Source organism: Lactobacillus sp. M0396, from assembly GCF_016101625.1.
Classification (GTDB): domain Bacteria; phylum Bacillota; class Bacilli; order Lactobacillales; family Lactobacillaceae; genus Lactobacillus; species Lactobacillus huangpiensis.
In genome coordinates, this window is the sequence record NZ_JACFQE010000001.1 from 89449 (window position 1) to 115697 (window position 26249).

At 36.3% G+C, this 26249-nt stretch carries 24 protein-coding genes and 1 riboswitch; of the genes, 21 read left to right on the forward strand and 3 right to left on the reverse strand.

The genetic code is table 11. The features are described 5' to 3' along the window. Window positions 1-16: 16 nt before the first annotated feature. A riboswitch (FMN riboswitch) is annotated at window positions 17-131 on the forward strand. An 82-nt stretch (window positions 132-213) separates the two neighbouring features. The 7 genes from H3T43_RS00430 to H3T43_RS00460 all read left to right on the forward strand — a co-directional run bounded on the left by H3T43_RS00430 (window position 214) and on the right by H3T43_RS00460 (window position 6670). Beyond that, complete coding sequence (locus tag H3T43_RS00430) at window positions 214-900, forward strand: ECF transporter S component (RefSeq protein ID WP_034979471.1); 687 nt, start codon at window positions 214-216, stop codon at window positions 898-900. A gap of 104 nt (window positions 901-1004) precedes the next feature. Next, on the forward strand, window positions 1005-1481 hold the full coding sequence (locus H3T43_RS00435; protein WP_198211780.1) for a LysM domain-containing protein: 477 nt from the start codon (window positions 1005-1007) through the stop codon (window positions 1479-1481). 39 nt (window positions 1482-1520) lie between these two features. After that, window positions 1521-2195, forward strand: a complete 675-nt coding sequence (cmk, locus tag H3T43_RS00440) for a (d)CMP kinase (protein WP_198211781.1) — start codon at window positions 1521-1523, stop codon at window positions 2193-2195. A gap of 72 nt (window positions 2196-2267) precedes the next feature. Beyond that, window positions 2268-3473, forward strand: a complete 1206-nt coding sequence (rpsA, locus tag H3T43_RS00445; RefSeq protein ID WP_045928051.1) for a 30S ribosomal protein S1 — start codon at window positions 2268-2270, stop codon at window positions 3471-3473. 59 nt (window positions 3474-3532) lie between these two features. Then, window positions 3533-4843, forward strand: coding sequence for a ribosome biogenesis GTPase Der (gene der / locus H3T43_RS00450; protein ID WP_198211782.1), 1311 nt, complete (start codon window positions 3533-3535; stop codon window positions 4841-4843). A gap of 184 nt (window positions 4844-5027) precedes the next feature. After that, entirely contained in the window at window positions 5028-5303 is a 276-nt protein-coding gene (locus tag H3T43_RS00455; RefSeq protein WP_034979230.1) for an HU family DNA-binding protein, read from the forward strand. Between the two features lie 113 nt (window positions 5304-5416). Then, on the forward strand, window positions 5417-6670 hold the full coding sequence (locus H3T43_RS00460) for a tetratricopeptide repeat protein (protein WP_198211783.1): 1254 nt from the start codon (window positions 5417-5419) through the stop codon (window positions 6668-6670). Window positions 6671-6817: 147 nt separating this feature from the next. On the opposite strand, the gene H3T43_RS00465 is transcribed toward H3T43_RS00460, so the two are convergent. Then, window positions 6818-7705 carry a YitT family protein gene (locus H3T43_RS00465; RefSeq protein ID WP_198211784.1) on the reverse strand — a complete coding sequence of 296 codons (888 nt, stop codon included), beginning with the start codon at window positions 7703-7705 and terminating at the stop codon, window positions 6818-6820. A gap of 87 nt (window positions 7706-7792) precedes the next feature. Between H3T43_RS00465 and H3T43_RS00470 the strand changes: the two genes are divergently transcribed. Next, window positions 7793-8992 (forward strand): CCA tRNA nucleotidyltransferase, encoded by a 1200-nt coding sequence (locus tag H3T43_RS00470; RefSeq protein WP_198211785.1) that lies wholly within the window; start codon window positions 7793-7795, stop codon window positions 8990-8992. Between the two features lies 1 nt (window position 8993). Here the strand turns inward: H3T43_RS00470 and H3T43_RS00475 are convergent, their stop codons facing one another. Further along, window positions 8994-9659, reverse strand: a complete 666-nt coding sequence (locus H3T43_RS00475) for a hemolysin III family protein (protein ID WP_198212339.1) — start codon at window positions 9657-9659, stop codon at window positions 8994-8996. Between the two features lie 121 nt (window positions 9660-9780). On the opposite strand from H3T43_RS00475, the gene H3T43_RS00480 reads away from it, so the two are divergent. The 11 genes from H3T43_RS00480 to H3T43_RS00530 all read left to right on the forward strand — a co-directional run bounded on the left by H3T43_RS00480 (window position 9781) and on the right by H3T43_RS00530 (window position 20789). After that, window positions 9781-10641, forward strand: coding sequence for a DegV family protein (locus H3T43_RS00480; protein ID WP_034979218.1), 861 nt, complete (start codon window positions 9781-9783; stop codon window positions 10639-10641). A gap of 3 nt (window positions 10642-10644) precedes the next feature. Then, a complete protein-coding gene (locus H3T43_RS00485; protein WP_034979215.1) occupies window positions 10645-10875 on the forward strand; it encodes a YozE family protein in 231 nt (76 codons plus the stop codon). Between the two features lie 51 nt (window positions 10876-10926). Further along, window positions 10927-11766, forward strand: a complete 840-nt coding sequence (ylqF, locus tag H3T43_RS00490) for a ribosome biogenesis GTPase YlqF (RefSeq protein ID WP_198211786.1) — start codon at window positions 10927-10929, stop codon at window positions 11764-11766. Next, entirely contained in the window at window positions 11763-12518 is a 756-nt protein-coding gene (locus H3T43_RS00495; protein ID WP_198211787.1) for a ribonuclease HII, read from the forward strand. Before ylqF ends, H3T43_RS00495 begins: the two co-directional genes overlap by 4 nt. A gap of 44 nt (window positions 12519-12562) precedes the next feature. Further along, a complete protein-coding gene (dprA, locus tag H3T43_RS00500) occupies window positions 12563-13414 on the forward strand; it encodes a DNA-processing protein DprA (RefSeq protein ID WP_198211788.1) in 852 nt (283 codons plus the stop codon). A 59-nt stretch (window positions 13415-13473) separates the two neighbouring features. After that, window positions 13474-15585 carry a type I DNA topoisomerase gene (topA, locus tag H3T43_RS00505; RefSeq protein ID WP_198211789.1) on the forward strand — a complete coding sequence of 704 codons (2112 nt, stop codon included), beginning with the start codon at window positions 13474-13476 and terminating at the stop codon, window positions 15583-15585. Between the two features lie 95 nt (window positions 15586-15680). Then, entirely contained in the window at window positions 15681-16997 is a 1317-nt protein-coding gene (gene trmFO / locus H3T43_RS00510; RefSeq protein WP_198211790.1) for a methylenetetrahydrofolate--tRNA-(uracil(54)-C(5))-methyltransferase (FADH(2)-oxidizing) TrmFO, read from the forward strand. 1 nt (window position 16998) lies between these two features. Further along, window positions 16999-17928: a tyrosine recombinase XerC gene (xerC, locus tag H3T43_RS00515; RefSeq protein WP_198211791.1), complete on the forward strand. Its 930-nt coding sequence runs from the start codon at window positions 16999-17001 to the stop codon at window positions 17926-17928. Further along, complete coding sequence (gene hslV, locus H3T43_RS00520) at window positions 17925-18449, forward strand: HslVU peptidase proteolytic subunit (protein ID WP_045928061.1); 525 nt, start codon at window positions 17925-17927, stop codon at window positions 18447-18449. The genes xerC and hslV overlap by 4 nt, the downstream gene beginning before the upstream one ends. A gap of 21 nt (window positions 18450-18470) precedes the next feature. Next, window positions 18471-19880 (forward strand): ATP-dependent protease ATPase subunit HslU, encoded by a 1410-nt coding sequence (hslU, locus tag H3T43_RS00525; RefSeq protein WP_034979196.1) that lies wholly within the window; start codon window positions 18471-18473, stop codon window positions 19878-19880. Between the two features lie 18 nt (window positions 19881-19898). Continuing rightward, entirely contained in the window at window positions 19899-20789 is an 891-nt protein-coding gene (locus tag H3T43_RS00530) for an aldose 1-epimerase family protein (RefSeq protein WP_198211792.1), read from the forward strand. A gap of 160 nt (window positions 20790-20949) precedes the next feature. Here H3T43_RS00530 and plsY read toward each other — a convergent pair whose 3' ends face one another. Next, the gene (gene plsY / locus H3T43_RS00535) at window positions 20950-21585 is read right to left on the reverse strand and encodes a glycerol-3-phosphate 1-O-acyltransferase PlsY (RefSeq protein ID WP_034979190.1); all 636 of its coding nucleotides are present in this window, start codon (window positions 21583-21585) and stop codon (window positions 20950-20952) included. Between the two features lie 96 nt (window positions 21586-21681). Here plsY and parE point away from each other — a divergent pair, with 96 nt between their 5' ends. Together parE and parC are read left to right on the forward strand one after the other, a co-directional pair. After that, window positions 21682-23640: a DNA topoisomerase IV subunit B gene (parE, locus tag H3T43_RS00540; protein ID WP_198211793.1), complete on the forward strand. Its 1959-nt coding sequence runs from the start codon at window positions 21682-21684 to the stop codon at window positions 23638-23640. 15 nt (window positions 23641-23655) lie between these two features. Then, a complete protein-coding gene (gene parC, locus H3T43_RS00545; RefSeq protein ID WP_198211794.1) occupies window positions 23656-26109 on the forward strand; it encodes a DNA topoisomerase IV subunit A in 2454 nt (817 codons plus the stop codon). Window positions 26110-26249: the final 140 nt, after the last annotated feature.

A 26249-nucleotide genomic window follows, 5' to 3' on the forward strand; every position in this document is an offset into this window, starting at 1 on the left:
ATTTAATAAATAAGTTTGTTGTCTTCATGGCAGGGTGTAAGTCCCGACCGGTGGTGTAAGTCCACGACCCACGAAAGTGGTGGAATCTATTGAGATACCGATAGTTAGAGTCTAGATGAAAGAAGACAGACTAAACTAAAAGCCAAGATCTAAAGCTTACTTTTACTCGGTCTGTTGCTAGGAGCAACAGACCGAGTTTTTTTGGAGGTAAGAATTTTGCAAAAAAAAAGCAGAAACAATTTAGTTAATATTTTGGCTTATACTTTAATTGGTACAATTGCCTATGTATTAATGCTTTTGGAAATACCATTGCCGGTAACTAGTTTCTTAAAGTTTGACTTCTCGGATGTCGTAATTACAATTGGGACATTTTTATTCGGACCAGGACCTGGTATTTTTATTGCATTTGTCAGAATGCTGATTAATTTAATTTATAAAGGCTTTGCTTTACCTAGTTTGGTAGGACAGTCAGCAGCTTTTTTAGCTTCAATATCTTTTGCTTTACCATTTTATTATTTAACAAAGAATATTAGCAAGGATGAGAAAAATTTTTCTAAAAAATATTTAAAACCAATTTTAGGTATTGTTCTCGGTATTATAGCTATGGCATTTGTACTTTCTGTACTGAATGCATTGGTTTTAACGCCTTTTTATGCAGTAACTACTGTACCTAATTTACCGACAATACATGGATATTCTGGTTTACTTTCTTTTACTGAAAAGGTTTACTTGGGTAAACTGCTACATATTCCATCAATGAGTGCATACATTTTTGGCATTATAGTTCCATTTAACTTGTTAAAAGGAACAATCAACGGTGTCGTAGTTTATTTACTATTTGAAACTGTACTGAGAACTTTTAAACCTTTTGTAAGGAAAAATTTTAATCTTAAAAATTAAATCTTAAAAATATTGTAAATCGGTCTAGTAAATGACCGATTTTTTTGTCCACTTAAATGTTAAATATGCTAAAATTAAACAGGTTAGGTAAGGAGGTTTTTCAGATGAATAATAACTCAAAAGGGCCATATCAGCATTATAAGCGTCCAAAAAAGTCGAGAGTAGAAACTTATTCTTCCGTATCAAAAGGCTGGATTGCTTTGATAATTCTGATTGTAGTTATTCTTATCGGTCTTGTTCCTGTGGTTCATAAATTGGCATCAAACAATGGTTCAAATGAAAAAGCAGTTGAAGTACGTAAAGCTGCCAAAAAGGAAGATACTAAGAAAAAAGCTAAGGTTCAGCCTGTAAAAAGTAAAGAAACCAAAGCCAAGGCTAAAACAAAGACAAAATCATCTAAAAAAACTCCAAAAAAGCCTAAAAAGAAACATGTTGTGATTAAACAATATGTCGTACAAGAAGGGGATTCCTTGACTAGTATTGCCCGCCACTTTAACATTTCAGTTAGTCAATTGGCAGAGTTGAATCAACTTGATCCCAATAGCCAGGTGGATACAGGACAAACTTTAAGAATTAGATAATTTAGAAAGGACAGGGACTTAAGTCCCTTTTTTATTGGAATGCAAATAGCAATTGATGGTCCAGCTTCAGCTGGAAAAAGTACTGTAGCAAAAATTATCGCCCATAAGCTTAATTTTACATATATTGATACTGGGGCAATGTATCGGGCTTCGACTTGGATTGCACGAGAAAATAACATTGATTACGGCGATGAAAGAGGTATTTTAACTGCCATTGACCAGGAAAAAATTGAATTTAGATTTAAAAATGGTCAGCAAAAAATATATGCCGGTAATAAAGATATTACTCAAGAAATACGTACTCCTGATATTTCTGCCAATGTTTCTCAAGTTTCGGCATTAGCCGGAATCAGGGAAAAAATGGTCAGTCTGCAAAGGCAAATGGCCGGCGAAATGAACGTTGTGATGGATGGACGTGATATTGGAACTACTGTTTTGCCCAACGCTGCAGTAAAAATATTTTTGGTCGCTTCAGTTCACTCTCGCGCTGAAAGAAGAATGATAGATTTTAAAGAAAGAGGAATTAAAACTAATCAGTCTCTTGAAGAAATTGAGCACGACATTTCAGAGAGAGATTACAAAGACTCACACCGAAAAATTTCACCATTAAAAAAAGCCCAAGATGCTATTGAAATAGACACTACTTCTATGAGTGTTGATCAAGTCGTAAATGTAATTTTATCAGAAATTAAAAAAAGTCAAAAAAAACTATAAAAAAGGGTATAAAACAGTAGAAAAATATCAAACTTTCATTTAAAATTAGAGTATGATATTGGGAGGTAAATAATGTCAGAAAACAGTAATCAATTTTTAGATGCATTAAAGCAAATGCAAGGAGTTGAGGTCGGAGATATTGTAGATGTTGAAGTATTAGACGTTGAAGAAGGTCAAATCGATGTTGGTGTTGAAAATGCCGGTATTGAAGGTGTAATTCCTCGTCGTGAATACACTTCGGATCGCAACGTTGACCTACGTGAGGCAGTTAAGCCTGGAGATAAGCTTAAAGCTTTAGTTTTAAGAAAAGCCGGCGGTGACAAAGAAAATGGTGAATTTTTCTTCTCAGTTACTCGCTTAAAGGAAAGAGAAGCTTACGATGAATTGCAAAAGGACTTTGAAGAAGGCAAGACAATTGAAGGTACAGTAACTTCTTCAGTTCGTGGCGGTTTATTAGTTGATGTGGGTACAAGAGGATTTCTACCTGCTTCATTGATTTCAAATCGTTATGTTTCAGACCTTAAGCCATTCATTGGTAAAACGATGAAACTCAAGATTACGGAGATTGATCCAAGTAAGAACCGTTTGATTCTCTCTCACAAAGACTTAATTGAAGAAGAACGTGAAGAAGCTTTTGATAATGTTGCATCACAATTAGTTGTGGGTGACGTTGTTGAAGGTAAGGTTTCTCGTCTGACTAACTTTGGTGCTTTTGTTGATGTAGGCGGTGTGGACGGTTTAGTTCATATATCCGAGATTTCATATAAACATGTTGACAAGCCAAGCGATGTTTTAAAGGCAGGTCAAGATGTAAAAGTTAAAGTAATTGGTATTGATGATGATAGACATCGCATCTCCCTTTCAATTAAGCAAACTGAACCTTCTCCATTCGAACAAGCTACAGCTGACTTACATGAAGGCGATGTATTTGAAGGTGAAGTTAAGTCTTTAACTAACTTCGGAGCTTTTGTTGAAGTTGCTGATGGTATTCAAGGTTTAGTTCATGTTTCAGAAATATCATATAAACACGTAGACAAGCCTAGTGATGTTTTAAAAGTTGGTCAAAAAGTTAAAGTAAAAGTTTTAAATATTGACCCTAATGAACGTCGCATTTCACTTTCTATGAAAGCTGCTGAACCTAAGAACTCTGATGGCGAGGGAAATCGCTCACATAATTCTTACAATCACAATTCAGTTAACAAGAAGTATATGAATAATGATGACAGTGGCTTTGCTTTAGGTGACATCATTGGTGATCAATTAAAGGATCGTCATTAAATTTAATAAAAAAGCCGACTTTAGAGTCGGTTTTTTTATTTGTAAAAGGAGGCTGAAAAATGGTTTTACCTGTAGTTGCAATTGTAGGACAGCCTAATGTTGGTAAATCAACGCTTTTCAACCGTATTATTAATCAACGTTTAGCAATAGTGGAAGATAAACCTGGGGTTACCAGAGATCGTAATTATGCTCCAGCTGAGTGGTTAGGTCATAAATTTGATTTAATAGATACTGGTGGAATTACCTGGGAAGATAGTAATATTGAAGAAGAAATCAGAGCACAGGCAGAAATAGCAATTGAAGAAGCCGACGTCATCCTATTTTTAACTAATGTTACAAATCATGTTACTAACCTCGATGAACGCATAGCTCAGATGCTTTATCAAACTAAAAAACCGGTAATTTTAGCGGTTAACAAAGCAGATAATCCTGAACAGCGTATGGACATTTATGACTTTTATAGTTTAGGTTTTGGTGATCCGATTCCAATTTCGAGTGTGCATGGTACAGGTATTGGAGATTTGCTGGATCAAATAGTGGCCAGCTTGCCCAAAGACATAAGCTTGAATAATAATGAGCAAATATCATTTAGTGTTATTGGTCGACCAAATGTAGGTAAATCCTCAATTGTCAATCGTCTAGTAGGCGAAAAAAGAGTGATCGTAAATAACGAAGAAGGAACTACCCGAGATGCAGTCGATACTCCATTTAAAACCCAGGATGGCACGAAATTCAGAATTGTAGATACTGCTGGCATAAGACGTAGAGGAAAAGTTTACGAAAAAACTGAAAAATATTCTGTAATGAGAGCAATGGGTGCCATTGAGCATTCTAATGTTGTATGTTTGGTACTTGACGCAAGTACAGGCATTAGGGAGCAGGATAAACATGTTGCAGGATATGCTCATGATGCTGGGCGAGGCATCATTATTTTAGCCAATAAATGGGATTTACCAAAGAAAACCAGTAATAGCGGCAAGGACTTTGAACAAACTATTCGAACTGAATTTCAGTATCTTGACTATGCTCCAATCTTGTTTGTTTCTGCTAAAACTGGTCAAAATATAGAAAAGATTCCGAAACTAGTACAAAAAGTTTATCGAAATCAACAACAAAGAATTAAGTCCAGTGTATTAAACGATTTATTATTAGAAGCAAGCAAATTGGTTCCAACACCAATGATCAAAGGCAAGAGATTACGAGTTTATTATATGACCCAGGTATCTACTAATCCGCCGACATTTGTAGTTTTCGTAAATGATCCTGAATTAATGCATTTTTCTTATCAACGCTTTTTGATCAATCAGCTACGTGAAAATTTTGATTTTGATGGAACCCCCATTAAGATAATTGCACGAAAAAGAAAATAGTTTGTATCTACCAAATGCATAAAAATCACATTTTTAGTTTAAATTGCTTGTTGTATCAGGGGTTTTGTGCTATTTTGAAATCAAGGAAATAGTGATTTAAATAATCATTTATTCCTTGTTTCTCAATTGAGGAATTAATTAGGAATCTTAAAATAAGATTCAAGTTTCAGGAGGTGATTTCCCAATGGCAAATAAGGCAGAATTAGTCACTGAAGTTGCATCAAAGACAAAATTAACTAAAAAGGATGCAGCTGCAGCAGTTGATGCAATTTTTAGTTCTATCCAAGATGACCTTTCTAAAGGTAAGAAAGTACAATTGATTGGTTTTGGAACTTTTGAAGTGCGTAAGCGTGCAGCCCGTAAAGGACGTAATCCACAAACTGGCAAAGAAATTCAAATTCCAGCAAGTGTTGTACCAGCATTTAGACCCGGTAAAGCTCTTAAAGAAGCTGTTAAATAGCTTAATAGTTTTATCTAAAAAGATGGTGGCTAATTCGCCATCATCTTTTTGTGTGTTATCATTTAAACTGATTAAGTTGGGTAATATAGATAGTTAGTAATGGAGGAATGAGAATGAGCTACTCTGAAAAGCTTCTTGATGCAATTGAGCAGCAGGATTTTTCTCAAGAAAAAATATTATTAGAAAAAGCTTTAGAAAAGGATAAACCTGAAATATTAGCCTCATTGGCAGAAAATCTAGTAGGATTGGGTTTTTCAGATCTGGCGAAAGAAATATATCGCAGTTTAATTGCTCGTTTTCCCCGAGAGGACATTTTCAAAATATATTTAGCAGAGATTTTATTAAATGACGGTAAAGATGAAGATGGTCTTACTCTGCTTTATAATATTGCTCCTGATTCTTCCTCTTATCTTGACAGCTTATTAGTTCAAGCTGATTATTATCAAACCAATGGGTTGATTGAAACAGCCTATAAAAAACTGCTAGAGGCAGAAAAAATTGCCCCAGATGAGGATGTTGTAAAGTTCGGTTTGGCTGAACTCGATTATCTCAGTGGTAACTACGAACAGGCTCTTAACAGATATCAAGATTTGATAAAACGACATAAAACTTTTAGTGAAGTAAATTTAAACGATCGTCTTTTTCAAACCCTTGCAAAATTAGGACGGTATGAAGAGGCCGGCGAAGTTATTGCCAAAAATGGCAATGATATTCTTGACATTGATAGTAAATATCAGGCTGCATTAGTCATGTTAGCATTGAACAAAGACGATCAGGCAATTAAATATTTGAATGAAGTAATTGATCAGAGCCCCGATTATGTAAATGCATACCGTTTACTTACTACAGCTTACGAGCATAAAAACAATAATGAGCAGGAATTACGTTCTGCTCAGGCAGGTATTGCATACAATGAGTTAGATCCTGTTTTGTACAAAAAGGGTGCGCAGGCAGCAGTTAAATTGAACGAATTGGATACTGCTGAAAACTTGCTAAAAAAAGGTATTAAAAATATTCCTGAAAGTTTAGATTTACGCACACAGTTGTCTAATTTTTATGTTAAAGAAAATAAAAATGATGAAAATATTGCACTTTTTGCCAAAGTTGATGATGAGGATCTGGAAGCTCAAGTTCACTGGAATTTAGCTCTTTCTTACCAAAATTTAGATCAGAGCGCAAAAGCCAAAAGTGAATTTTTACTGGCTTATCCTGAATTTAAGAATAATAGTGCTTTTTTAAAACAAATGATTCGTTTCTTCAATACTGAGCCAAACTCAAAAGATATCGTCAAAGAATTATTAAACTCTTATTTGAAACTCGAACCTGAGGATACTGAAATGCAGGAGTTGAATAATGAATTGTTATAATGATTAAAACAATATATACTTTGATGAAAAAGAAAGTTTTTACGCTTCATTTTTATTATTTATAAGTTTAACAGGGTAATAAATCAAATTTGATTTATTACCCTGTTGTTTTTATCAGCTCTCACCAAATTAGCTTGATGTTAAGAATCATTTTCTAATCAAAAGGTGATGGCTTTTTTGTTTATAAGTAAAACCCTCTCCTAAGACTTCATGGACTTCGATAACGCTAACAAAAGCATGAGGATCTTCTGCAGCAATCAATTCTTTTACTAATGGAATTTCTCTTGGTGAGACAACAAGATAGATTACAGGCCGTTTGGTTTTTTTATAACCACCGCGAGCTTCAAGATAAGTAAAGCCACGATCTAATTTTAAATCCATCATTTTAGCAATTTGTTGATAATTATCAGAGATAATAAGCAAACCACGTGCAGAATAGGCTCCTTGCTGGACGGCATCCATAACTTTAGAAAGAATAAATGCTGCTACTAAAGTATACATAATATGCTTGAGGTCTAAATATGATAAGGATGATAATAAAATAATCGTGTCGCAGAACAATAAAACTTTGCCAGAAGACATGCCATACTTCATTTGCATAATGCGGGCAATAATATCTGTGCCACCAGAAGTGCCATTATACCGAAAAACTAAACCCAGGCCAATACCAGAAAGGGTTCCAGCAAGTATGGCAGATAAGAAGAGGTCGTGTTCTAAGTTCAATTGATATATAATAGGGGTTAAGCACCAGAACCACAAGAAAAATGACAGCCAAAGCGTTCCCCAGATAGTATAGGCTAAAAGTCTTTTACCCATAAAACGATATCCTAGAATTATCAAAGGAATATTTAATAGCAAAGACGACAAACCCATGTTAATGCCCCAGAAGTGTCTCAAAAGCAAAGTAATGCCACTAATGCCACCATCTGTAAGCCTATTTGGTGCAGATACCACGTCAAGGCTGAAGCCATAAATTCCACAGCCAATCATGATCATTATAAGTTCAAAAATATTTCTTTTGTTAATCTTTTTCATGATAATAAAACTTTCTTTATATAAATTGATACTTTAAAATTACCATAAATTAAAAATAAAAACACAGATAAATGAGTTGAGATAATAATGATAAAAATAGACAATTTACCACCAATTTTTACAGCCGCTTTTCCCGTGCTCAAGCAGTTAGAGCAAGCTGGTTATGAAGCATATTTTGTAGGAGGATCGATTCGCGATTTGATTTTAAAAAGACCAATTCACGACATAGATATTGCTACCAGTGCATATCCCGCAGAAGTAAAAAGAATTTTTCCAAAAACAATTGATACAGGAATTAAACATGGTACTGTTACTGTTTTAAATGATGGCGCTAGTTATGAAATTACCACATTTAGAACAGAATCGGGTTATCAAGACTTTCGCCGACCGGATCATGTCACTTTTGTACAAAATCTAGCTGAAGATTTAAAAAGACGTGATTTTACCATCAATGCATTGGCAATGAACAGAACAGGGGAAATAATTGATCTTTTCAATGGCTTGGGGGATTTGCAAAAACATCTTATTAAAGCCGTAGGAGATCCTATGAAAAGATTTCATGAAGATGCTTTGCGTATGATGAGAGCGGTACGCTTTATGAGCCAGCTTAATTTTGACCTTGAATCTCAGACTAAAGAAGCAGTAAGTAATTTACATCAATTACTGTCCAAAATTTCTGTCGAAAGAATCCGTGATGAATTTGTCAAGATGGGCACTGGAACAAATTCGCGAGCTGCCTTCAAAATCTTTTTACAAACGAAGTTAAGCGAAAGCGTGCCTGATTTTGCTGGTAAAAGTGATTTACTGGCAATTTATCCTAAGTTAAAATTTAACCCAAGTTTGGAAACCAGTCTTTGGTCTATAATTATTATTTTGTTAAAAATTTCAGATAACCAAATAGCCCGCTTTATGCGTGATTGGAAAAATTCAAATGCTATGACAGAAAAAGTCAAAAAAATTGTGGCTCTGTTTGATTTGATTTCTGAAAAATCGCCTTCTGATCTTGAGCTGTTTAATGCCGGCAAAGATATTTTGCTTAACACAATAGACGTGGCGCATATTTTAGGACAGCCGATCAATTCTGAAGCACTGGTTGATCGTTACACAGCTTTGCCAATTAAGTCAATGTCAGAATTGGCTATTGACGGGCAATTCTTAATTGCAAACGGCATAAAGCCTGGACCAAAATTGGGTCAAATTCTTAATCAAATTAAACAAAAGGTAATTTCAGGAGAGTTAGATAATTCTGAGGATGAAATCCAGGATTATTTGCAGCAAATAAATTAAACTAGACGTAAAGCAGAACAGAAAAAAACATTAAAGTTGATCCTAAAATAACAAACAGGTGCCAAATCACATGAATAAAGGGGATCCTTTTCATTGTGTACAAAAGTGCACCAACAGTATAAGCTACACCTCCGCTAACTAGTAGCCAAAATCCAACGGGGCTGAGTCGCACATACAAATAGTTACCGGCTAAAATCACGAGCCAGCCCATAGCAACGTATAAAATAGTGTCTAATATAACGTGTTTGCCACGATTAAAAATGTAGTAGATGATGCCAAATATCGCGATTATCCAGACCAGAGTAAATAGCATTATGCCCCATTTGCCACCTATTGCTACAAGGGAAAAGGGAGTATACGATCCTGCAATCAGCAAAAAAATTGATGAATGATCAAAAATTTGAAAAACATTGCGAGCCCGAGTGAAGATGAGACTATGAAAAAGCGTAGAGAAAAGATAAAGCAGAAGCAAACAAGAGCCGTAAATAGTGAAAGTAACTATTCTTAATGGACTATGTGTTGAAACAGCTTTGATAATTAAAAGTACTAATCCGGCAACTGCCAGGCAAAAACCAATTCCGTGCGTGACAGCACTGAGTATATTATCTACTATGTAATAAGTTTTGGATCTTTGTTCAGGTTCTTGCCAGATTTTTTGCAATTTCATCATGAAACAGTTTGTTCGCTTTCTTTTTTTTGCTAGTTTTTTTGCTATAATAATTTATAATTAATACAGTTCACATTCTATCATAAATGAGAACATCAAATCAGAATTGAGGGCGAGTACGTTGTCAGAAATAAAAATTTTGACTGATTCTTCCGCGCAGTTAACGCCGGAAGAAATTAAAAAATATCATATTACCGTTGTGCCTTTATCGGTCACAATCGATGGTGATACCTATCTTGACGGAGTGGAAATAACCAGACAGCAATTTGTCCAAAAAATGAGTGAATCTAAAAAGTTGCCAACTACGAGCCAACCACCTATAGGAACCATGGTTGATACGATTAATGAATTGACTAAAGATGGTAGCGAAGTCATTGGCATATTTTTGGCGAAGGTATTAAGCGGCACGATTGATGCAGCTCGTCAGGCAGTTAAGCTAACCGGTAAATCAGATCTGGTGCATATAGTTGACTCAGAATTAACTGATCGTTCTGAAGGATTTCAGGTTTTGGCAGCTGCACGAGATATTGCCGCTGGCAAAAGTATTCCTGAAATTTTGGCTCATATTGAAAAAATTAAAAAAACTCAGCGTTTGCATTTACTTATTGTCAATTTAGAAAATGTGGTTAAAGGTGGACGCCTAGGTCCTTTAGCTGGTAAAATTGTCAACATGCTTAATATACACATTGAATTGCAAATGCCGAATGGTCATTTGAAAATTGCAAAAAAAGGCAGAGGCAAAAAGTTTTCTTTAGCTTTTGATAAACGCATTTTAGATGAAATTGAGGCCAACAAAGAAAAAATCAAGGAAGTCGGTATCTCATACGTTGCAACGGGCAGCACACCGCAAAAGCTACTCGATTTTGCCCAAAAAATTAAAGATATTAATTCTAAAATCGATGTTTTAGTGCGAGAAACCAGTCCTATTATTGCAACGCATGCAGGGATGGGAGCATACGCAGTTTTGTATTACACGGAGTAAAAATTGGCATATAGAGAAAGCTTTTATCGCTATTTAATGACACAGCGTAATGCTGATTCAAATGATGAAGTTGCGCAGTTTGCAAATAATGCACAAAATGATCAGACTTTTCCCAAGCAAGAGCAGAATTATGAAAAACTATCAGATTATCTTGAACTTAATGGTGGTTACCTGCCAAGCATGAGTATTTTTGATAAAGCTTATCAAATGTACCGTGAAAAGATGACGTATTAAACTAGGGCTCCCAAGTGATATGGAGCCCTTTTGGTGTAAGAAAGGCAAAAAATGGTTAATATTCAGTGGTATCCCGGGCATATGAATAAGGCTCGGAATCAGCTTGAGGATAAAATGAATTTAATTGATGTCATTGTAGAAGTTTTAGATGCACGAATTCCTCAATCATCACGTAACCCAATGATCGAAAAACTTGTAGGCAGTAAGCCACATTTGATTATTCTGAATAAAGCTGATTTGGCTGATCCGGTTATGACTAAAAGGTGGCAAAAGAAATATACGACTAATGGCAAGTTTGTTATGGCCATGGATTCTCTTCATAATACTAACATGCAAGTGTTAGTGAAGATGATTAAAAAAGCTGCTGAAGCTAAAATAAATAAATTAAAACAAAAAGGTGCATCAAGCCCTGTTATCAGAGTTGCGATTGCTGGTATCCCCAATTGCGGCAAGTCCACAATTATTAATCGTCTTGTTGGTCGCAATGTCACTCAGGTTGGTAATAAACCGGGAGTAACCAAGGGGCAAAATTGGCTCAAAACTGCGGATAATATTCAAATTTTAGATACACCTGGCATTTTGTGGCCTAAATTTGAGGATCAAACAGTTGGATTAAAGCTTGCTGCGCTTGGGGCAATTAAAGATACTGTTTTTAGCGCTGATGATGTTGCCTTATTTTTATTAGCAAAGTTACGCAAGCACTATTTGAATGATTTAATCAAATTTGCCCGAACTACTAAAGATGAAATTGAACATATTAATGATACCGATTTGTTATTGGCACTGACTGAAGAATATGGCATGCGTGACGATTATGATCGTTTCTCTATGTACTTACTGCAACGTTTACGTAAAGGAAAAATAGGAAGGATTACTTTGGATCGGATATGACAATTGGTGAAATAAAAAAAATTCTTTCAAAAGGCCCGGTCAATCCAGAAGATTTGAGTATTTTAGAAAACGATACTCGTGTAGGTGTCCAAAAACTCTTACTTAGTTACCATAATCGCCAGCAAAAATTAGCCAAGAAAAAGGCTGCATTTACAAAAAGGTTTGTTTATGAGAAAACTTTTTGGGCCAAACAGGAGATCGTTGCAGGGGTAGATGAAGTTGGCAGAGGACCATTAGCTGGTCCTGTTGTGACAGCTGCTGTAATTATTGATGACAATTTTGATTTGACAGATGTCAATGACTCTAAAAAATTAAGTGTCAAGCGCCGTCAGGATCTATATCCTTTAATTTTAAAGGAAGCAGTTAGTGTGGCAATTGGCATAAAAAGTCCGCAAGTAATTGATAAAATAAATATTTATGAAGCAGACCGTTTAGCAATGGCTGAAGCTGTAAAGAATTTAGACGTCAAACCTGACGCTTTGCTGGTTGATGCTATGCAAGTACCAGTTAAATTGCCCCAGGTCCGATTAATAAAGGGTGACTCAAAATCCAATTCTATTGCTGCTGCTTCAATTGTTGCCAAAGTATTCAGGGATAAATTGATGGCGGACTACGCTAAAATTTACCCTGAATATCATTTTGATGAAAATGCTGGCTATGGCACTCAAGCTCATCTTCAAGCACTTGAAAAATTTGGTCCAACGCCAATTCATCGTAAAACTTTTGCACCAGTGAATTCTTTTTATAAATAAAAAATATGCCTCCTTTTTACGTATTTGTATTTAGGAGGTTTTTTATGAAGACTACCAGTTTTCTCTTGCGCTTGAAATTACAAAAAGGCATCGGATATGTTAAGATGTTACGTGTTGCTAGTCAATTAAAAGTTGCTGATGTTGACATTCAGACTATTAAAAACTTAAATTTGACGAGTAATTTGATAAAAGTCTGTCTAAATGCTTATAATGATATTTATGCGGATAAAATGATCAGAAGAATAGAGAAACAATGTCAGGTTATCAGTTTTTTTGATACAGAATATCCCGAAAAACTACGTCAAATTTATCAGCCACCTTTAATTTTATTTTTACAAGGAAATCTGAAATTACTTCAGAAAAGAATTGTTACAATTGTAGGTTCACGTCAAGCCACTGGTTACAGTGGCTTAGTTTTGAACAAAATTGTGCCCAAATTAATAAAAGATGACTTTATTATTGCCAGTGGATTGGCTAAGGGTGTCGATGTTATGGCACATAAGGCGGCACTGAAATTTAATGGACAAACAATTGCAGTGGTGGGTAATGGTTTAAATTATTTTTATCCTTCGATAAATCAACAGGTGCAGGAAAAAATTGCTCAAAAAGGCTTACTAGTGAGTGAATATCTACCTGACACTCCACCAAGACCTTATAGATTTCCCCAACGAAACAGAATTTTGGCTGGAATAGCTGAAAGTGTAATTGTTACTGAAGCTAAACAAAAATCGGGTTCTCTGATTACAGCAAACTTAGCTTTACAAGAGAATCGTGACATTTATGCTTTACCTGGTCCAATTACCAGTGAGCTGTCTCAAGGACCCAATGAACTTATTCAAGCAGGTGCTTATCCAATCACTGATTTTGATTTGCGACTTGAAAGATTTGACAATTAGCAGTTAAATATTCTATTCTCAATGAGTATTTAAAAAAGAATTTAATGAGGAGGCTTTTGATGCCTACTAAATCAAAGCCAAAGAAACGTAAGAAGACACTAGTAATAGTTGAGTCTCCGGCTAAGGCTAAAACAATTGAAAAATATTTAGGACGTAATTACCGTGTAATTGCTTCAAAGGGTCATATTCGTGACTTGCCAAAGTCACAAATGGGAATCGATTTTGACAATAACTATAAGCCAAAATATATTTCTATTAGAGGTAAAGGCGACACTATTAAGGAACTAAAGTCTGAGGCTAAAAAAGCTAAGGATGTATATTTAGCGTCTGACCCGGATCGTGAAGGTGAAGCAATTGCTTGGCATGTTGCTCATGTACTTGATTTGGATCAAAAAGACAAAAATCGGGTTACATTTAATGAGGTAACAAAAGACGCTGTCAAAAATAGCTTTAAAAATCCGAGAACAATTGATATGGACACTGTCAATGCTCAACAAGCTCGCCGTATTCTGGACAGAATTGTTGGTTATTCACTATCTCCAATTTTATGGGAAAAAGTGAAAAAGGGATTGAGTGCTGGACGTGTTCAGTCAGTCGCATTAAAGTTGGTAATTGATCGCGAAAAGGAAATTAAGAACTTTAAGCCACAGGAATATTGGACAATTGACGCGGAATTTAAAAAACTAAAAAAGACTTTTAATGGTCAGTTTTGGGGTATTAATGGCAAGAAAACTGATTTGCCTGATAATGATTCTGTCCAAAAGATCCTGGCTAAAATTGATAAAAAGAAGAGTTTCGCAGTTGAAAATGTCATTAAACGTGAGCGCAGGCGTCAACCAGCAGCTCCCTTTACAACTTCGACAATGCAACAGGAAGCAAATAAACGTCTGAATTATCGTACTAGAAGAACAATGAGCATTGCCCAGCAGCTTTATGAGGGTATTAGTCTGGGTAAACAGGGTACAGTCGGTTTGATTACCTATATGAGAACTGATTCTAAACGGACATCCCCAATCGCACAAGCAGAAGCCTCTAAGTTTTTAAATGAAAATTATGGCAAAGAATATGCCGCTAAAGGAGCACGCCATTTCAAAAACCAAGAGGATGCACAAGATGCACATGAAGCTATTAGACCAACCAGTGTTTATCGAACTCCAGAGTCTCTCAAATCTGTTTTAACTACTGAACAATATCGTTTGTATAAATTGATTTGGTCCAGATTTTTAGCCAGTGAAATGACTCCGGCTGTTTATGACACAGTAAGAGCAGACATTACGCAAAATGGAGTAGTATTCAGAACTACAGGCTCAAAAATGAAATTTGCCGGGTTTACAAAAGTTTATGATAATCAACAGGAAAAAAATGTCGAATTACCTGAATTAAACGAGGGAGATAAAGTTAAGTTAGCCAAGTCTGATAATAAGCAGCATTTCACTATGCCACCTGCAAGATATACTGAAGCCAGCTTAGTTCATTCATTAGAGGAAAATGGTGTTGGTCGTCCTTCAACCTATGCACCGACAATTGATACTATCCAGCGACGCTACTACGTTAAATTAGATGGTAAATCTATTGTGCCTACAGAGCTAGGCGAAATTGTCGATAATTTGATCGAAAAATTTTTCCCTGATATTGTCAACATCGACTTTACAGCGCAACTGGAAAATGATCTTGACGGAATTGAAGAGGGCAAGAAAAATTGGGTCAAAGTGATTGATGATTATTACCATCCCTTTAAAAAAGAACTGGATAAAGCCGATGCTGATATCAAAAAGGTGCAAATTAAAGATGAGCCTGCCGGTTTCAATTGTGATATTTGTGGTGCACCCATGGTCATTAAAATGGGACGCTATGGTAAATTTTACGCCTGCTCACGTTTCCCAGATTGTCGCAATACAAAGGCAATTGTAAAAAAGGTTGGCGTTATTTGTCCGAAGTGTGGCAAAGGTGACGTGATTGAGAAAAAATCAAAGCGTAACCGCAAGTTTTATGGCTGTTCACGTTATCCTGATTGTGACTTTGTTTCTTGGGACAAGCCTATTAACCGAAATTGTCCTAACTGTGGCCATTTTCTAGTTGAAAAAAGAAATAAAAAAGGACCTGTTGTTCTTTGTCCAAATGGCGACTATAAAGAAGAAACAAGTGCTGAAAAAGATACTGTAGAAAGTTAAATTTATGTTAATATCATCAGATCATTCATGATTTGATGATATTCTTGTATATAAAGTAAAAAAGTAAAATATTTTTAGTAAAGGAATATGATCATATGCCTGAAAGAGTATCTGTAATTGGTGGCGGCCTGGCCGGAAGTGAGGCAGCCTGGCAACTAGCAAAGCGTGGAATCGCTGTCGATTTTTACGAAATGCGACCTAAAAAAATGACCCCGGCGCATAAAACAGACAAGCTAGCTGAATTGGTGTGCACAAACTCAATGCGTTCAAATCAGTTATCTAATGCTGTAGGTTTATTAAAAGAAGAAATGCGTCAGCTTGATTCGCTTATTATGGCAGCTGCTGATCATTCCCAGGTACCTGCTGGTGGAGCATTAGCTGTTGACAGAGAGCAATTCAGTGATTTTGTGACCAGTAAGCTTCACGCAATGTCAAATATTAATTTTCATAATGAAGAGATTACACAGATTCCGCAAGATTGTATTGCAATTATTGCTACTGGTCCCTTGACGAGTGACAAACTGGCCGAAGAGATACAAAAGTTTTCAGGCAATGAAAGCCTGCATTTTTTTGATGCAGCGGCACCTATAATTGCGGCTGATTCGATTGATATGGATATCGTCTATAAAAAATCTCGATATGACAAAGGTGAAGCTGCATATCTAAATTGTCCTATGACAAAGGAAGAATATGAAAGATTTGCCCGGGAATTGGTTAGTGCGAAGACTGCAGAAGTTCACAGCTTTGAAAACAGTGATGTTTTTGAGGGCTGTATGCCGATTGAAGTTATGGCTGAAAGAGGTATGAAAACTATGCTTTTTGGTCCACTTAAACCAGTAGGATTGGAAAATCCTGTCACTGGAAAAACTCCCTACGCTGTTGTTCAGCTTAGACAAGATAATGCCGTAGCTTCAATGTATAACATTGTTGGTTTTCAGACCCACCTAAAGTATGGTGAACAAAAACGTGTTTTTTCTATGATTCCTGGCTTGGCTCATGCCCGTTTTATCAGATATGGCAAAATGCACCGCAACACGTATATGGCTTCTCCAGCTGTATTATCTGCCACATATGAAGCAAAAAAGCAACCAGGTCTATTCTTTGCAGGACAAGTGACTGGAGTCGAAGGATATGTTGAAAGTGCTGGCAGTGGTTTGGTTTCAGGGATTAACGCTGCTAGAAGAGCAATTGGACAAGAACCGGTTGCTTTTCCTAAACAAACAGCTTTAGGATCAATGGCTAATTACGTAACTACTGCTGACATTAAGCATTTTCAACCTATGAATGCCAGTTTTGCATTAATTCCGGGACTTGAAGGTTCTAAAGTGCGCAACAAGAAAGAGCGCCACTTAAAAATCAGCCAACGCGGTCTAGAATGTCTTAAGGAATTTCAAAAAGAAGTGCTGAATTAAGATGGATACTGAAAAAGACGAACTGATAAAGCTGTTTACCTCATATTTGCGTATTGAACGTCAATATAGTCCCAAAACAATACTGTCGTATCAAACTGATTTGCTTGAGGCTAAGAGATTTTGGCAGAAAAATGGCGGCTTTACTGGCTGGTCAAAAATAAATAGACGTGATGTTGAAATTTTTTTACAAAACTTAACAGAACGCAAATTGGCGCGCTCGACGCAGTCGCGTAAAATGTCTAGCCTCAGGTCGTTTTATCACTTTTTAACTAGACGAAAAATTGTTAAAATAGATCCAACGCAAACAATTGTTTTGCGCACTAAAGAACGAAAGTTACCCCAGTTTTTTTATGCACCAGAAATGAAGCAGGTATTTGACTCTTTAAGTGGAAATGAACCCTTGACTTTACGTAATTTAGCATTAATTGAATTGTTTTATACTACTGGGATGAGGGTTAGCGAAGTAAGCAACTTAACAAGAAAGCAAATAGATTTAGATTTAAAGATAATTCTGGTACACGGTAAAGGTAATAAAGACAGGTACGTTGCGTTTGATGATAAAACTAAAGGCGCGTTAGTTAATTATTTGGAAAACAGTCGCGATCAACTTGTAAAAGATGATGACAGTTCAGATTATGTCTTTTTAAATAATAAAGGCAAACCATTAACAGAACGTGGCATCGAGTATATTATGCAAAGGGTTTTTAATAAGGCTGGCATTAATGGTAAGGTACACCCGCACGAATTGCGACATTCATTTGCTACGGCAATGTTGAATAATGGAGCAGATTTACGCAGTGTACAGGAACTTTTGGGTCATGACAATTTATCTACCACACAAATATATACTCACGTGACTATGAGCCACTTACAGGCAAATTATGAAAAATACTTCACTCGCAATGATAAGAAAGATGAGGCAAAAAAATGACAACAATATGTTCAGTAAAATTTAATGGTAAAACCGCAATTGCTGGCGATGGACAGGTAACGCTGGGTGAAAAAGTAATTGCAAAATCTACCGCTAAAAAGATTAGACGAATTTATCACGATCAAGTAGTAATTGGTTTTGCGGGAGGCGTAGCCGATGCAGTCAGTTTGCAAGATATGCTTGAAGGTAAACTGGAAGCATTTGGGGGTGACTTGCGCAGAGCTGCTGTGGAAATGGCTCAAGCTTGGCGCAAAGATGCCACCCTGCAAAAACTGGAAGCAATGCTTATTGCTTTTAATGAAAAAGATCTTTTATTAATTTCTGGCAATGGTGAAGTGCTTGAACCAGATGAAAATGTAGTTGCAATTGGTTCTGGTGGAAACTTTGCGCAGGCTGCAGCAATAGCAATGACCAGACATTCCTCCAATATGAGTGCCAGCGAAATTGCTCATGAAGCTGTTGAAATAGCGTCCGGAATTGATATTTTTACTGATAATCAGATTATCACTGACGAATTGTAAAAAACGAGGCAGATAAATAATATGGAAACAAAAACACCAAAGCAAATTGTTAATTTACTTAATGAATACATTATAGGTCAAGATGAAGCAAAAAAAGCAGTTGCTGTGGCCCTTTATAATCGTTATCGCAGAATGCAGCTGCCAAAAAAAATGCAGGAAGATATCACACCTAAAAACCTGTTAATGGCAGGCCCCACAGGTGTTGGTAAAACCGAAATTGCCAGAAGATTAGCAGCGATTGTTAATGCGCCATTTGTAAAAGTGGAAGCTACAAAATTTACTGAAGTTGGTTATGTTGGTCGTGACGTTGAATCAATGGTACGCGATTTGGTAAATGAAGCAGTGCGCATGGAAGAAAAAGATCAATTTGACCGTGTTCGCACTCAAGCAACTAAAGAAGCCAATAAAATTTTAGTACGTTTGCTTGTTCCCGGAATCAAGCAGGACAAAAGAAAAAATCAGATGCAGGAATGGCAAGATATGATGTCAATGCTCATGTCAGGAGGTCAGAACAATGATCAGTCTTCTGACGCAGACCAGGAAGAAATAACCGATGATGTCCGCAATCAGCGTCTTACAGTATCTGAGCAGTTAAACAAAGGCCTGCTTGAAAATCGAGAGGTCACTATCAATGTTGAGCAAGCTCCTAAAGTCAATCCAATGGGTGATATGATGGGCCAAATGGGAATCGATATGAGTTCGATGCTTAACGATTTGGTTCCTAAAAAGAAAATTAAGCGTACACTGGAAGTAAAAGACGCACGTGAAGTTTTAATTCAACAAGAGTCTCGCAAGTTGATTGATTATGACTCTCTTTATCAAAAAGCTATTGAGCGTACGGCAAACAACGGTATTATTTTTATTGATGAAATTGATAAAATTACTGCTGGCAATAAGAAAACTTCTGGTGAAGTATCACGTGAAGGCGTGCAAAGAGATATTTTGCCAATTGTAGAGGGCTCTACTGTTCAAACTAAATATGGTCCAGTAGCAACTGACCACATTCTCTTTATTGCCGCTGGAGCATTTTCTGAATCCAAGCCGAGTGATTTAATTCCTGAACTGCAAGGTCGTTTTCCAATTAGAGTAGAACTCAATGCTTTAACAAAAGACGATTTTGTTAAGATTCTCAAGGATCCTGAAGATTCACTTTTAGAACAATATGTAGCCTTGATGAAAGCTGACGGAATCAAATTAGTCTTTACGCAAGAAGCAGTTGATCGAATTGCTCAAATTGCATATGACGTAAACCAGGGAACTGATAACATTGGTGCCAGAAGATTGTCAACAATTCTTGAGAAGTTACTGGAAGATGTTTTGTATGAAGGTCCAGATATGTCTATGGGCGAAATTACGGTGACTGAAGCATACGTTAATGAAAAACTTAGTGATATAATAACAAATAAAGATTTAACTAAGTTCATTCTTTAACAAAGGTGATGATTATGCATGGATTACACTATCAAAAATAGCATCTTACAGGTCAAAATTGCGAGTAAAGGTGCTGAAGTTCAAAGTGTGAAAAGTTTACATAGCGGGTATGAATATATTTGGCAGGCTGATCCTGAAGTTTGGAATAGACATGCTCCTGTACTTTTTCCTATTGTTGGGAAACTTAAAGATGATGAATATACTTATCAGGGCAAAACATACCATTTGACCCAACATGGTTTTGCGCGTGATTTAGAGTTTAAAGTTGAACGACATACAGAGGAAAGCATCACTTTTTTACTGACGGATTCTGCAGAAACCAGGGAAGTTTATCCATTCAAATTTGAATTGCGTGTGAACTATAACTTACTTAATAATCTGCTGGAAGAGAATTTTTCTGTCATTAATAAGTCAGATGGTGAAATGATTTTTGGCATTGGTGGACATCCCGGCTTTAACATTCCCACAAGTAAGACTTTGTCTAAGGAAGATTTTTACTTCAGTACTAAGCCTTCTCGTGCCCGAGTTCGTATTCCTCTTAAAGGAGCATTTTTAGACTGGCCTAATCGGTCGCTAGCCTCGACCAATAGTTTGATTACACTGAGTGATCATTTGTTTAAAGATGATGCTTTGATTTTTCAAATGCGTGGACACGACAACCGTGTATCTTTAAGAACAGATGCCAATAATTTTCATGTAAATGTTTGGTTAAGGGATGCTCCTTTTGTAGGTGTGTGGTCCCAATATCCTAAGTCTGCAGACTATGTCTGTATTGAACCCTGGTGGGGCATAGCTGACCGCAGTGACACTAATCAAAAATTAGAAGAAAAATACGGCATGAATCACCTTGAAGCTGGTGGCACTTTTACAGCTGGTTTTAGTATGGCTTTTCATGATCAAGATGAATGAGTATAAAAATAAATTATTTAGGTTGAAAAGAAAGCCTCAAGGCTTTCTTTTTTTACAGTTCCCTATTTACTCAAGCAAAAACCTTCTTGCGAACTAATGTTCTTATGTCTATAATAAAATAGCTAGCTAAACTCGCTAGCCATACTTATTTGATATACAATCATAATTTATGATGTCTTTTCTTATACCAGTACCATAAACCAAAGGGAATGATATTCTCTTGATGGTGCAATAATCGTTTAATATTGCTTCTGTGACGAATAAATAAGATAATCATGATGCAGCCCACGATAATTTCAAGATAAATATCGTGAAAGAAGAAAGTTACAATAAATATTAAGACAACTGCAATTAAACTGGACAGACTAACATAAGACGTGATAAAAACCAATGGTAAGAAAATGAGAGCACAGACGCCAAAGAATTTTAGGTTATAGCCCAAGAAAAGACCCGCACTGGTTGCTACAGCTTTACCACCTTTAAATTTTAGAAAGATGGAACATGTGTGTCCCAGGATGGCTAATCCCCCTGAAATTAACAAAAAATATTTAGGGGCATTGATATGAAAGATTCTAGGCAAATTTGTGGCTAACGTTCCCTTGAGGACATCAACAATCAAAACCAGACTACCTGCCAGTGGTCCAAAAACGCGAAAAGAGTTAGTGGTTCCGATATTGCCAGAGCCATAATTTCTAATATCTTCTGCAAAAAACACCTTGCCGACGATCACGCCAGTAGGAAACGAACCTATTAAATATGCTAGAATAAATATCAGAATTAAATTTAAATTTATCATGTATATCCTGCTCTCTTAAAGTCTAATGCTATTTTATCAGAGTTTACAAAGTATGAGGATTAAAATAATAAATGATTTTTAACTGGAGGAGTCTATTTGACTAAAACAAGTAAAAAAACAAATTCCTATGATGACTCATCAATTCAGATTCTTCATGGCCTGGAAGCTGTACGGAAAAGGCCGGGTATGTATATTGGATCAACTGATGTTCATGGTCTTAATCAGCTAGTCTATGAAATTGTAGATAACTCAGTAGATGAGGCAATGGCCGGATTTGGTAAAGAAATTGACGTAACGATTCATAAAGATAACAGTGTGACGGTACGTGATTTTGGTCGTGGAATGCCTACAGGCATGCATAAATCTGGCAAGCCTACAATTGAAGTTATCCTGACTGTCTTGCATGCTGGTGGTAAATTTACCGAGCAAAATTATAAAACTTCCGGCGGACTTCATGGAGTAGGTTCCTCTGTCGTTAATGCTCTTTCCAGTTATATGGATGTTAAAGTTATACGGGATGGAATTGAATATGAAGAAGAATTTAAAGATGGCGGTCATCCCGTTGGCACATTGAAGCGCTTAGGTAAAACAAAGGAATCTACAGGTACCACCATTACTTTTAAACCAGATGAAAAAATTTTTTCGACTATTAAATATAAATATGAAACTATTCAGGAACGCATACGTGAGTCGGCTTTTTTGCTTAAAGGTGTGCGCTTTGTCTTAGTAGATGAGCGTGATCCCCAACATCATGATGATTTTAAATATGATGAAGGAATAAAGGCTTTTGTATCCTATCTGAATGAAGGTAAAGATACTTTAAGCGATATTTTTTATTTTTCCGGTAAACAGGACGAAATTGAAGTTGAATTTAGTGGTCAATATAGTGACAGTTATTCCGAAAATCTGGTTTCTTTTGTAAATAATGTGCGTACATCAGATGGTGGGAGTCATGAAGTAGGTGCACGAAGTGGCTTTACTCGTGCTTTTAATGATTATGCCAAAAAACAAGGATTGTTAGGTAAGAAAGACAAAAATATTGATGGGTCAGATTACCGTGAAGGTTTAAGCGCTGTTTTATCAGTTAAAATTCCAGAAGAGCTATTAGAGTTTGAAGGGCAGACCAAGGGCAAACTGGGAACTCCTCAAGCTAGATCAGTTGTTGATGCAATTGTTTATGAAAAAATGTCTTATTACCTGATGGAAAAAGGTGAACTGGCACAAGAGCTGGTGAAAAAAGCACAAAGAGCAAGAGATGCTCGTGAAGCTGCGAAAAAGGCTCGTAACGAGAGTAGAAATGGCAAAAAACGCCATAAAAAAGAAGTCCTGTCTGGTAAACTAACACCGGCGCAATCACGTAATCCAAAAAAGAATGAACTTTTTCTAGTTGAGGGGGATTCTGCCGGCGGTTCCGCAAAGCAGGGACGAGATCGTAAGTTCCAGGCAATATTGCCTTTACGTGGAAAAGTTTTAAATACTCAAAAAGCAAGATTGCAGGATATATTTAAAAATGAAGAAATTAACACCATGATTTACACTATTGGTGCTGGTGTTGGTACTGAATTTAATGTAGAAGATTCAAATTACGATAAAGTAATCATTATGACGGATGCCGATGATGATGGTGCCCATATTCAGATTTTATTGTTAACCTTTTTTTACCGGTATATGAGACCAATGATTGAGCACGGCAAAGTCTATATTGCTTTACCTCCTCTTTATCGCTTGCAAAAAGGTCGCGGCAAAAAGGCTCAGGTAAAGTACTCCTGGACTGATGAAGAACTTGCTGCCGATGAAAAGAAAATGGGCCGTGGTTATGCTTTACAACGATTTAAAGGTCTGGGAGAGATGAATGCTGAACAGTTGTGGAGAACAACAATGGATCCAGAAACAAGGCTGCTTATTCGGGTAAAAATTGATGATGCTGCCTTGGCTGAACGCCGTGTGACTACACTAATGGGTGACAAAGCAGATGCAAGGCGAAAGTGGATTGAAGAAAACGTTAAGTTCAGACTAGGGGATAATGTTTCAATCCTAGAAAAAGAAAATGAATAAAGAGGTTTTTAATTAATGGCTACAAAAGAACGAATTCGTGAAATGCCCCTTGAGCAAGTCATGGGTGAGCGATTTGGCAGATATTCTAAGTATATTATCCAAGAGCGTGCCTTGCCAGATATTCGTGATGGTTTAAAACCAGTGCAAAGAAGAATTCTTTACGCTATGTTTCAAGATAATAATACATATGACAAGCCATTCAAAAAGGCGGCTAAAGCAGTGGGTAATATCATGGGTAATTTTCATCCCCATGGTGACAGTTCCATTTACGGTGCCCTAGTTCACCTTTCTCAAGACTGGAAAATGCGAGAACCTCTGATTGAAATGCACGGTAACAATGGTTCAATGGATGGCGATGGTCCCGCTGCAATGCGTTATACCGAATCACGTTTAAGCAAGATTTCCAATATGTTGTTACAAGATATTGATAAAGATACTGTCAACATGGTCTTGAACTTTGATGATACTGAGTATGAGCCAACGGTTTTACCTGTTCGGTTTCCTAATTTACTAGTTAATGGCTCTACAGGTATTTCGGCTGGTTACGCTACCGAGATTCCACCGCATAACTTGGCAGAAGTAATTGATGCTACTATTTATTTGTTAAAGAATCCTGATGCAAGTCTTGATGATTTAATGCATTTTGTTAAAGGTCCTGATTTTCCTACAGGTGCCATTGTTTTAGGACAAAAAGGATTACGGGAAGCTTATGAAACTGGACGTGGACGCATTCAGGTAAGAGCAAAAAGTTCAATTCAGGAAATTAGAGGGCATCGCGAAGAAATTGTCATTACTGAGATTCCTTTTGCTGTTAATAAAGCTTTGTTAGTTAAAAAGATGGATGAAATTCGTCTTAACAGGGAGATTGATGGTATAGCGGAAGTGCGTGATGAAACTGACCGTCATGGTTTATCAATCGTAGTAGAGTTAAAAAAGGGTGCTGATGCACAAAATATTCTGAATTATTTATTCAAGAATACTGAATTGCAAGTTTCCTATAACTTTAATATGGTTGCCATTGATCATATGACTCCCATGCAAGTTGGTTTAAAGCATATATTGTCTTCGTACTTAGAACATGAAAAAGATGTAGTAATCAAGAGAACCAAATTTGATTTAAATAAAGCAGAAGAGCGTCTTGAAATTATTCAGGGTTTGATTCATGCCATGGATATTTTAGACAAGGTAATTAAGGTAATTCGAGCATCTAAAAATAAAGCAGAGGCAAAGAAAAATATATCAGATAAGTTCAAGTTTACTGCCCGGCAAGCAGAAGCAATTGTGTCTTTACAGCTGTATAGGTTAACTAACACTGATGTTGATGCTTTGGTTAAAGAGCAAAGCGAACTAAATGAAAAAATAGCTCGTTTTAAAGAACTTTTGTCTAATAAAAAAATCTTAGATAAAGAAATAATTAAGGAACTAACGACCGTCAAAAAGGAATTTGGTAATCCTCGACGTACTGAGATTTCTTCCGAAACCGCTAAGATTCAAATTGATGAAAAAGCACTGGTAGCGGATGAACAAGTACGTGTTTTAATCAGTCGTGATGGGTACTTAAAGAGGTCATCTATTCGTTCCTGGCAATCTAGTGATGATGAGGATAATGGTTTGCCGAGTGGGGATGACGTTGTATTCGAAAAGACTCTGTCAACGTTAACTAATTTATATTTATTCACTGACCGTGGTAATGTCATTTTTAGACCAGTAAATGAATTAGTCGAAACGAAGTGGAAAGAAACCGGTCAGCATTTGTCTCAGGAAATTGGCTTAAGCGAGAATGAGAACATCATTCGCGTCTTTGATTTTGAACAATTAAACCAAAAACTAAACTTTTTAATTGCAACTAATGATGGTTATATAAAACAATTGGAACTATGTAATCTCCAGCCTACTAGAACTTACCGTTCACGCGCAATTACTGCAATGAAAATGAAAAAAACAGACAGTAAGGTTGTTCGTGTTGATTTAGTAAAACCTGAAAGTAATAAAGAGATTATTTTATTTACGCATAAAGCTTATGCTGTCCGCTATGATTTGACTGAAATTCCTGCATCTGGTGCCAAATCATTTGGAGTCAAATCTGTGAATTTAAAGGATGAAGACTATGTAGTTTCGTATATAGTCATAAATCCTGATTATCTTAATTTAATTCGCATAGGTATTATTACACAAAGAGGAGCTTTTAAGCAGTTTAGGGCTGGGCTAGTCAATAAAGTATCCCGTGCCAAACGAGGAGTATTAGTTTTAAGGGAACTTAAAACTAAGCCGCACCGTGTTGCTGCTGTTACTTCGTATGGCCAAGACCATACCCTGCTGATAACAACAACAAGCAGCCGGCATGTAAAGATTTCGACTTGCGATTATCCTTTGGGTGACAGATATTCTAATGGTTCTTTTGTATTAGATACGACAAGTGACGGTCATCCAGTTAATATAAAATTGGGAAGGCCTTTAAGAGCAGAATAAATTTTTATTTATTTAATGATATTAATAATTTATGGAATGGCTTCAAAAGATTTAAATATTACTTTGACACAAAAGGGTTTTTGATTGATAATAGCATATAAATAGAGCCATATTATTATTAAGATAGAAGGAATAATCTT

Excerpts from the sequence above, each read along its gene's own strand:
- H3T43_RS00435 (WP_198211780.1), top strand. The coding sequence starts at position 1,005 with ATGAATAATAACTCAAAAGGGCCATATCAGCATTATAAGCGTCCAAAA.
- cmk (WP_198211781.1), top strand. The coding sequence starts at position 1,521 with ATGCAAATAGCAATTGATGGTCCAGCTTCAGCTGGAAAAAGTACTGTA.
- rpsA (WP_045928051.1), top strand. The coding sequence starts at position 2,268 with ATGTCAGAAAACAGTAATCAATTTTTAGATGCATTAAAGCAAATGCAA.
- der (WP_198211782.1), top strand. The coding sequence starts at position 3,533 with ATGGTTTTACCTGTAGTTGCAATTGTAGGACAGCCTAATGTTGGTAAA.
- H3T43_RS00455 (WP_034979230.1), top strand. The coding sequence starts at position 5,028 with ATGGCAAATAAGGCAGAATTAGTCACTGAAGTTGCATCAAAGACAAAA.
- H3T43_RS00460 (WP_198211783.1), top strand. The coding sequence starts at position 5,417 with ATGAGCTACTCTGAAAAGCTTCTTGATGCAATTGAGCAGCAGGATTTT.
- H3T43_RS00465 (WP_198211784.1), bottom strand. The coding sequence starts at position 7,705 with ATGAAAAAGATTAACAAAAGAAATATTTTTGAACTTATAATGATCATG.
- H3T43_RS00470 (WP_198211785.1), top strand. The coding sequence starts at position 7,793 with ATGATAAAAATAGACAATTTACCACCAATTTTTACAGCCGCTTTTCCC.
- H3T43_RS00475 (WP_198212339.1), bottom strand. The coding sequence starts at position 9,659 with ATGAAATTGCAAAAAATCTGGCAAGAACCTGAACAAAGATCCAAAACT.
- ylqF (WP_198211786.1), top strand. The coding sequence starts at position 10,927 with ATGGTTAATATTCAGTGGTATCCCGGGCATATGAATAAGGCTCGGAAT.
- H3T43_RS00495 (WP_198211787.1), top strand. The coding sequence starts at position 11,763 with ATGACAATTGGTGAAATAAAAAAAATTCTTTCAAAAGGCCCGGTCAAT.
- dprA (WP_198211788.1), top strand. The coding sequence starts at position 12,563 with ATGAAGACTACCAGTTTTCTCTTGCGCTTGAAATTACAAAAAGGCATC.
- topA (WP_198211789.1), top strand. The coding sequence starts at position 13,474 with ATGCCTACTAAATCAAAGCCAAAGAAACGTAAGAAGACACTAGTAATA.
- trmFO (WP_198211790.1), top strand. The coding sequence starts at position 15,681 with ATGCCTGAAAGAGTATCTGTAATTGGTGGCGGCCTGGCCGGAAGTGAG.
- xerC (WP_198211791.1), top strand. The coding sequence starts at position 16,999 with ATGGATACTGAAAAAGACGAACTGATAAAGCTGTTTACCTCATATTTG.
- hslV (WP_045928061.1), top strand. The coding sequence starts at position 17,925 with ATGACAACAATATGTTCAGTAAAATTTAATGGTAAAACCGCAATTGCT.
- hslU (WP_034979196.1), top strand. The coding sequence starts at position 18,471 with ATGGAAACAAAAACACCAAAGCAAATTGTTAATTTACTTAATGAATAC.
- H3T43_RS00530 (WP_198211792.1), top strand. The coding sequence starts at position 19,899 with ATGGATTACACTATCAAAAATAGCATCTTACAGGTCAAAATTGCGAGT.
- plsY (WP_034979190.1), bottom strand. The coding sequence starts at position 21,585 with ATGATAAATTTAAATTTAATTCTGATATTTATTCTAGCATATTTAATA.
- parC (WP_198211794.1), top strand. The coding sequence starts at position 23,656 with ATGGCTACAAAAGAACGAATTCGTGAAATGCCCCTTGAGCAAGTCATG.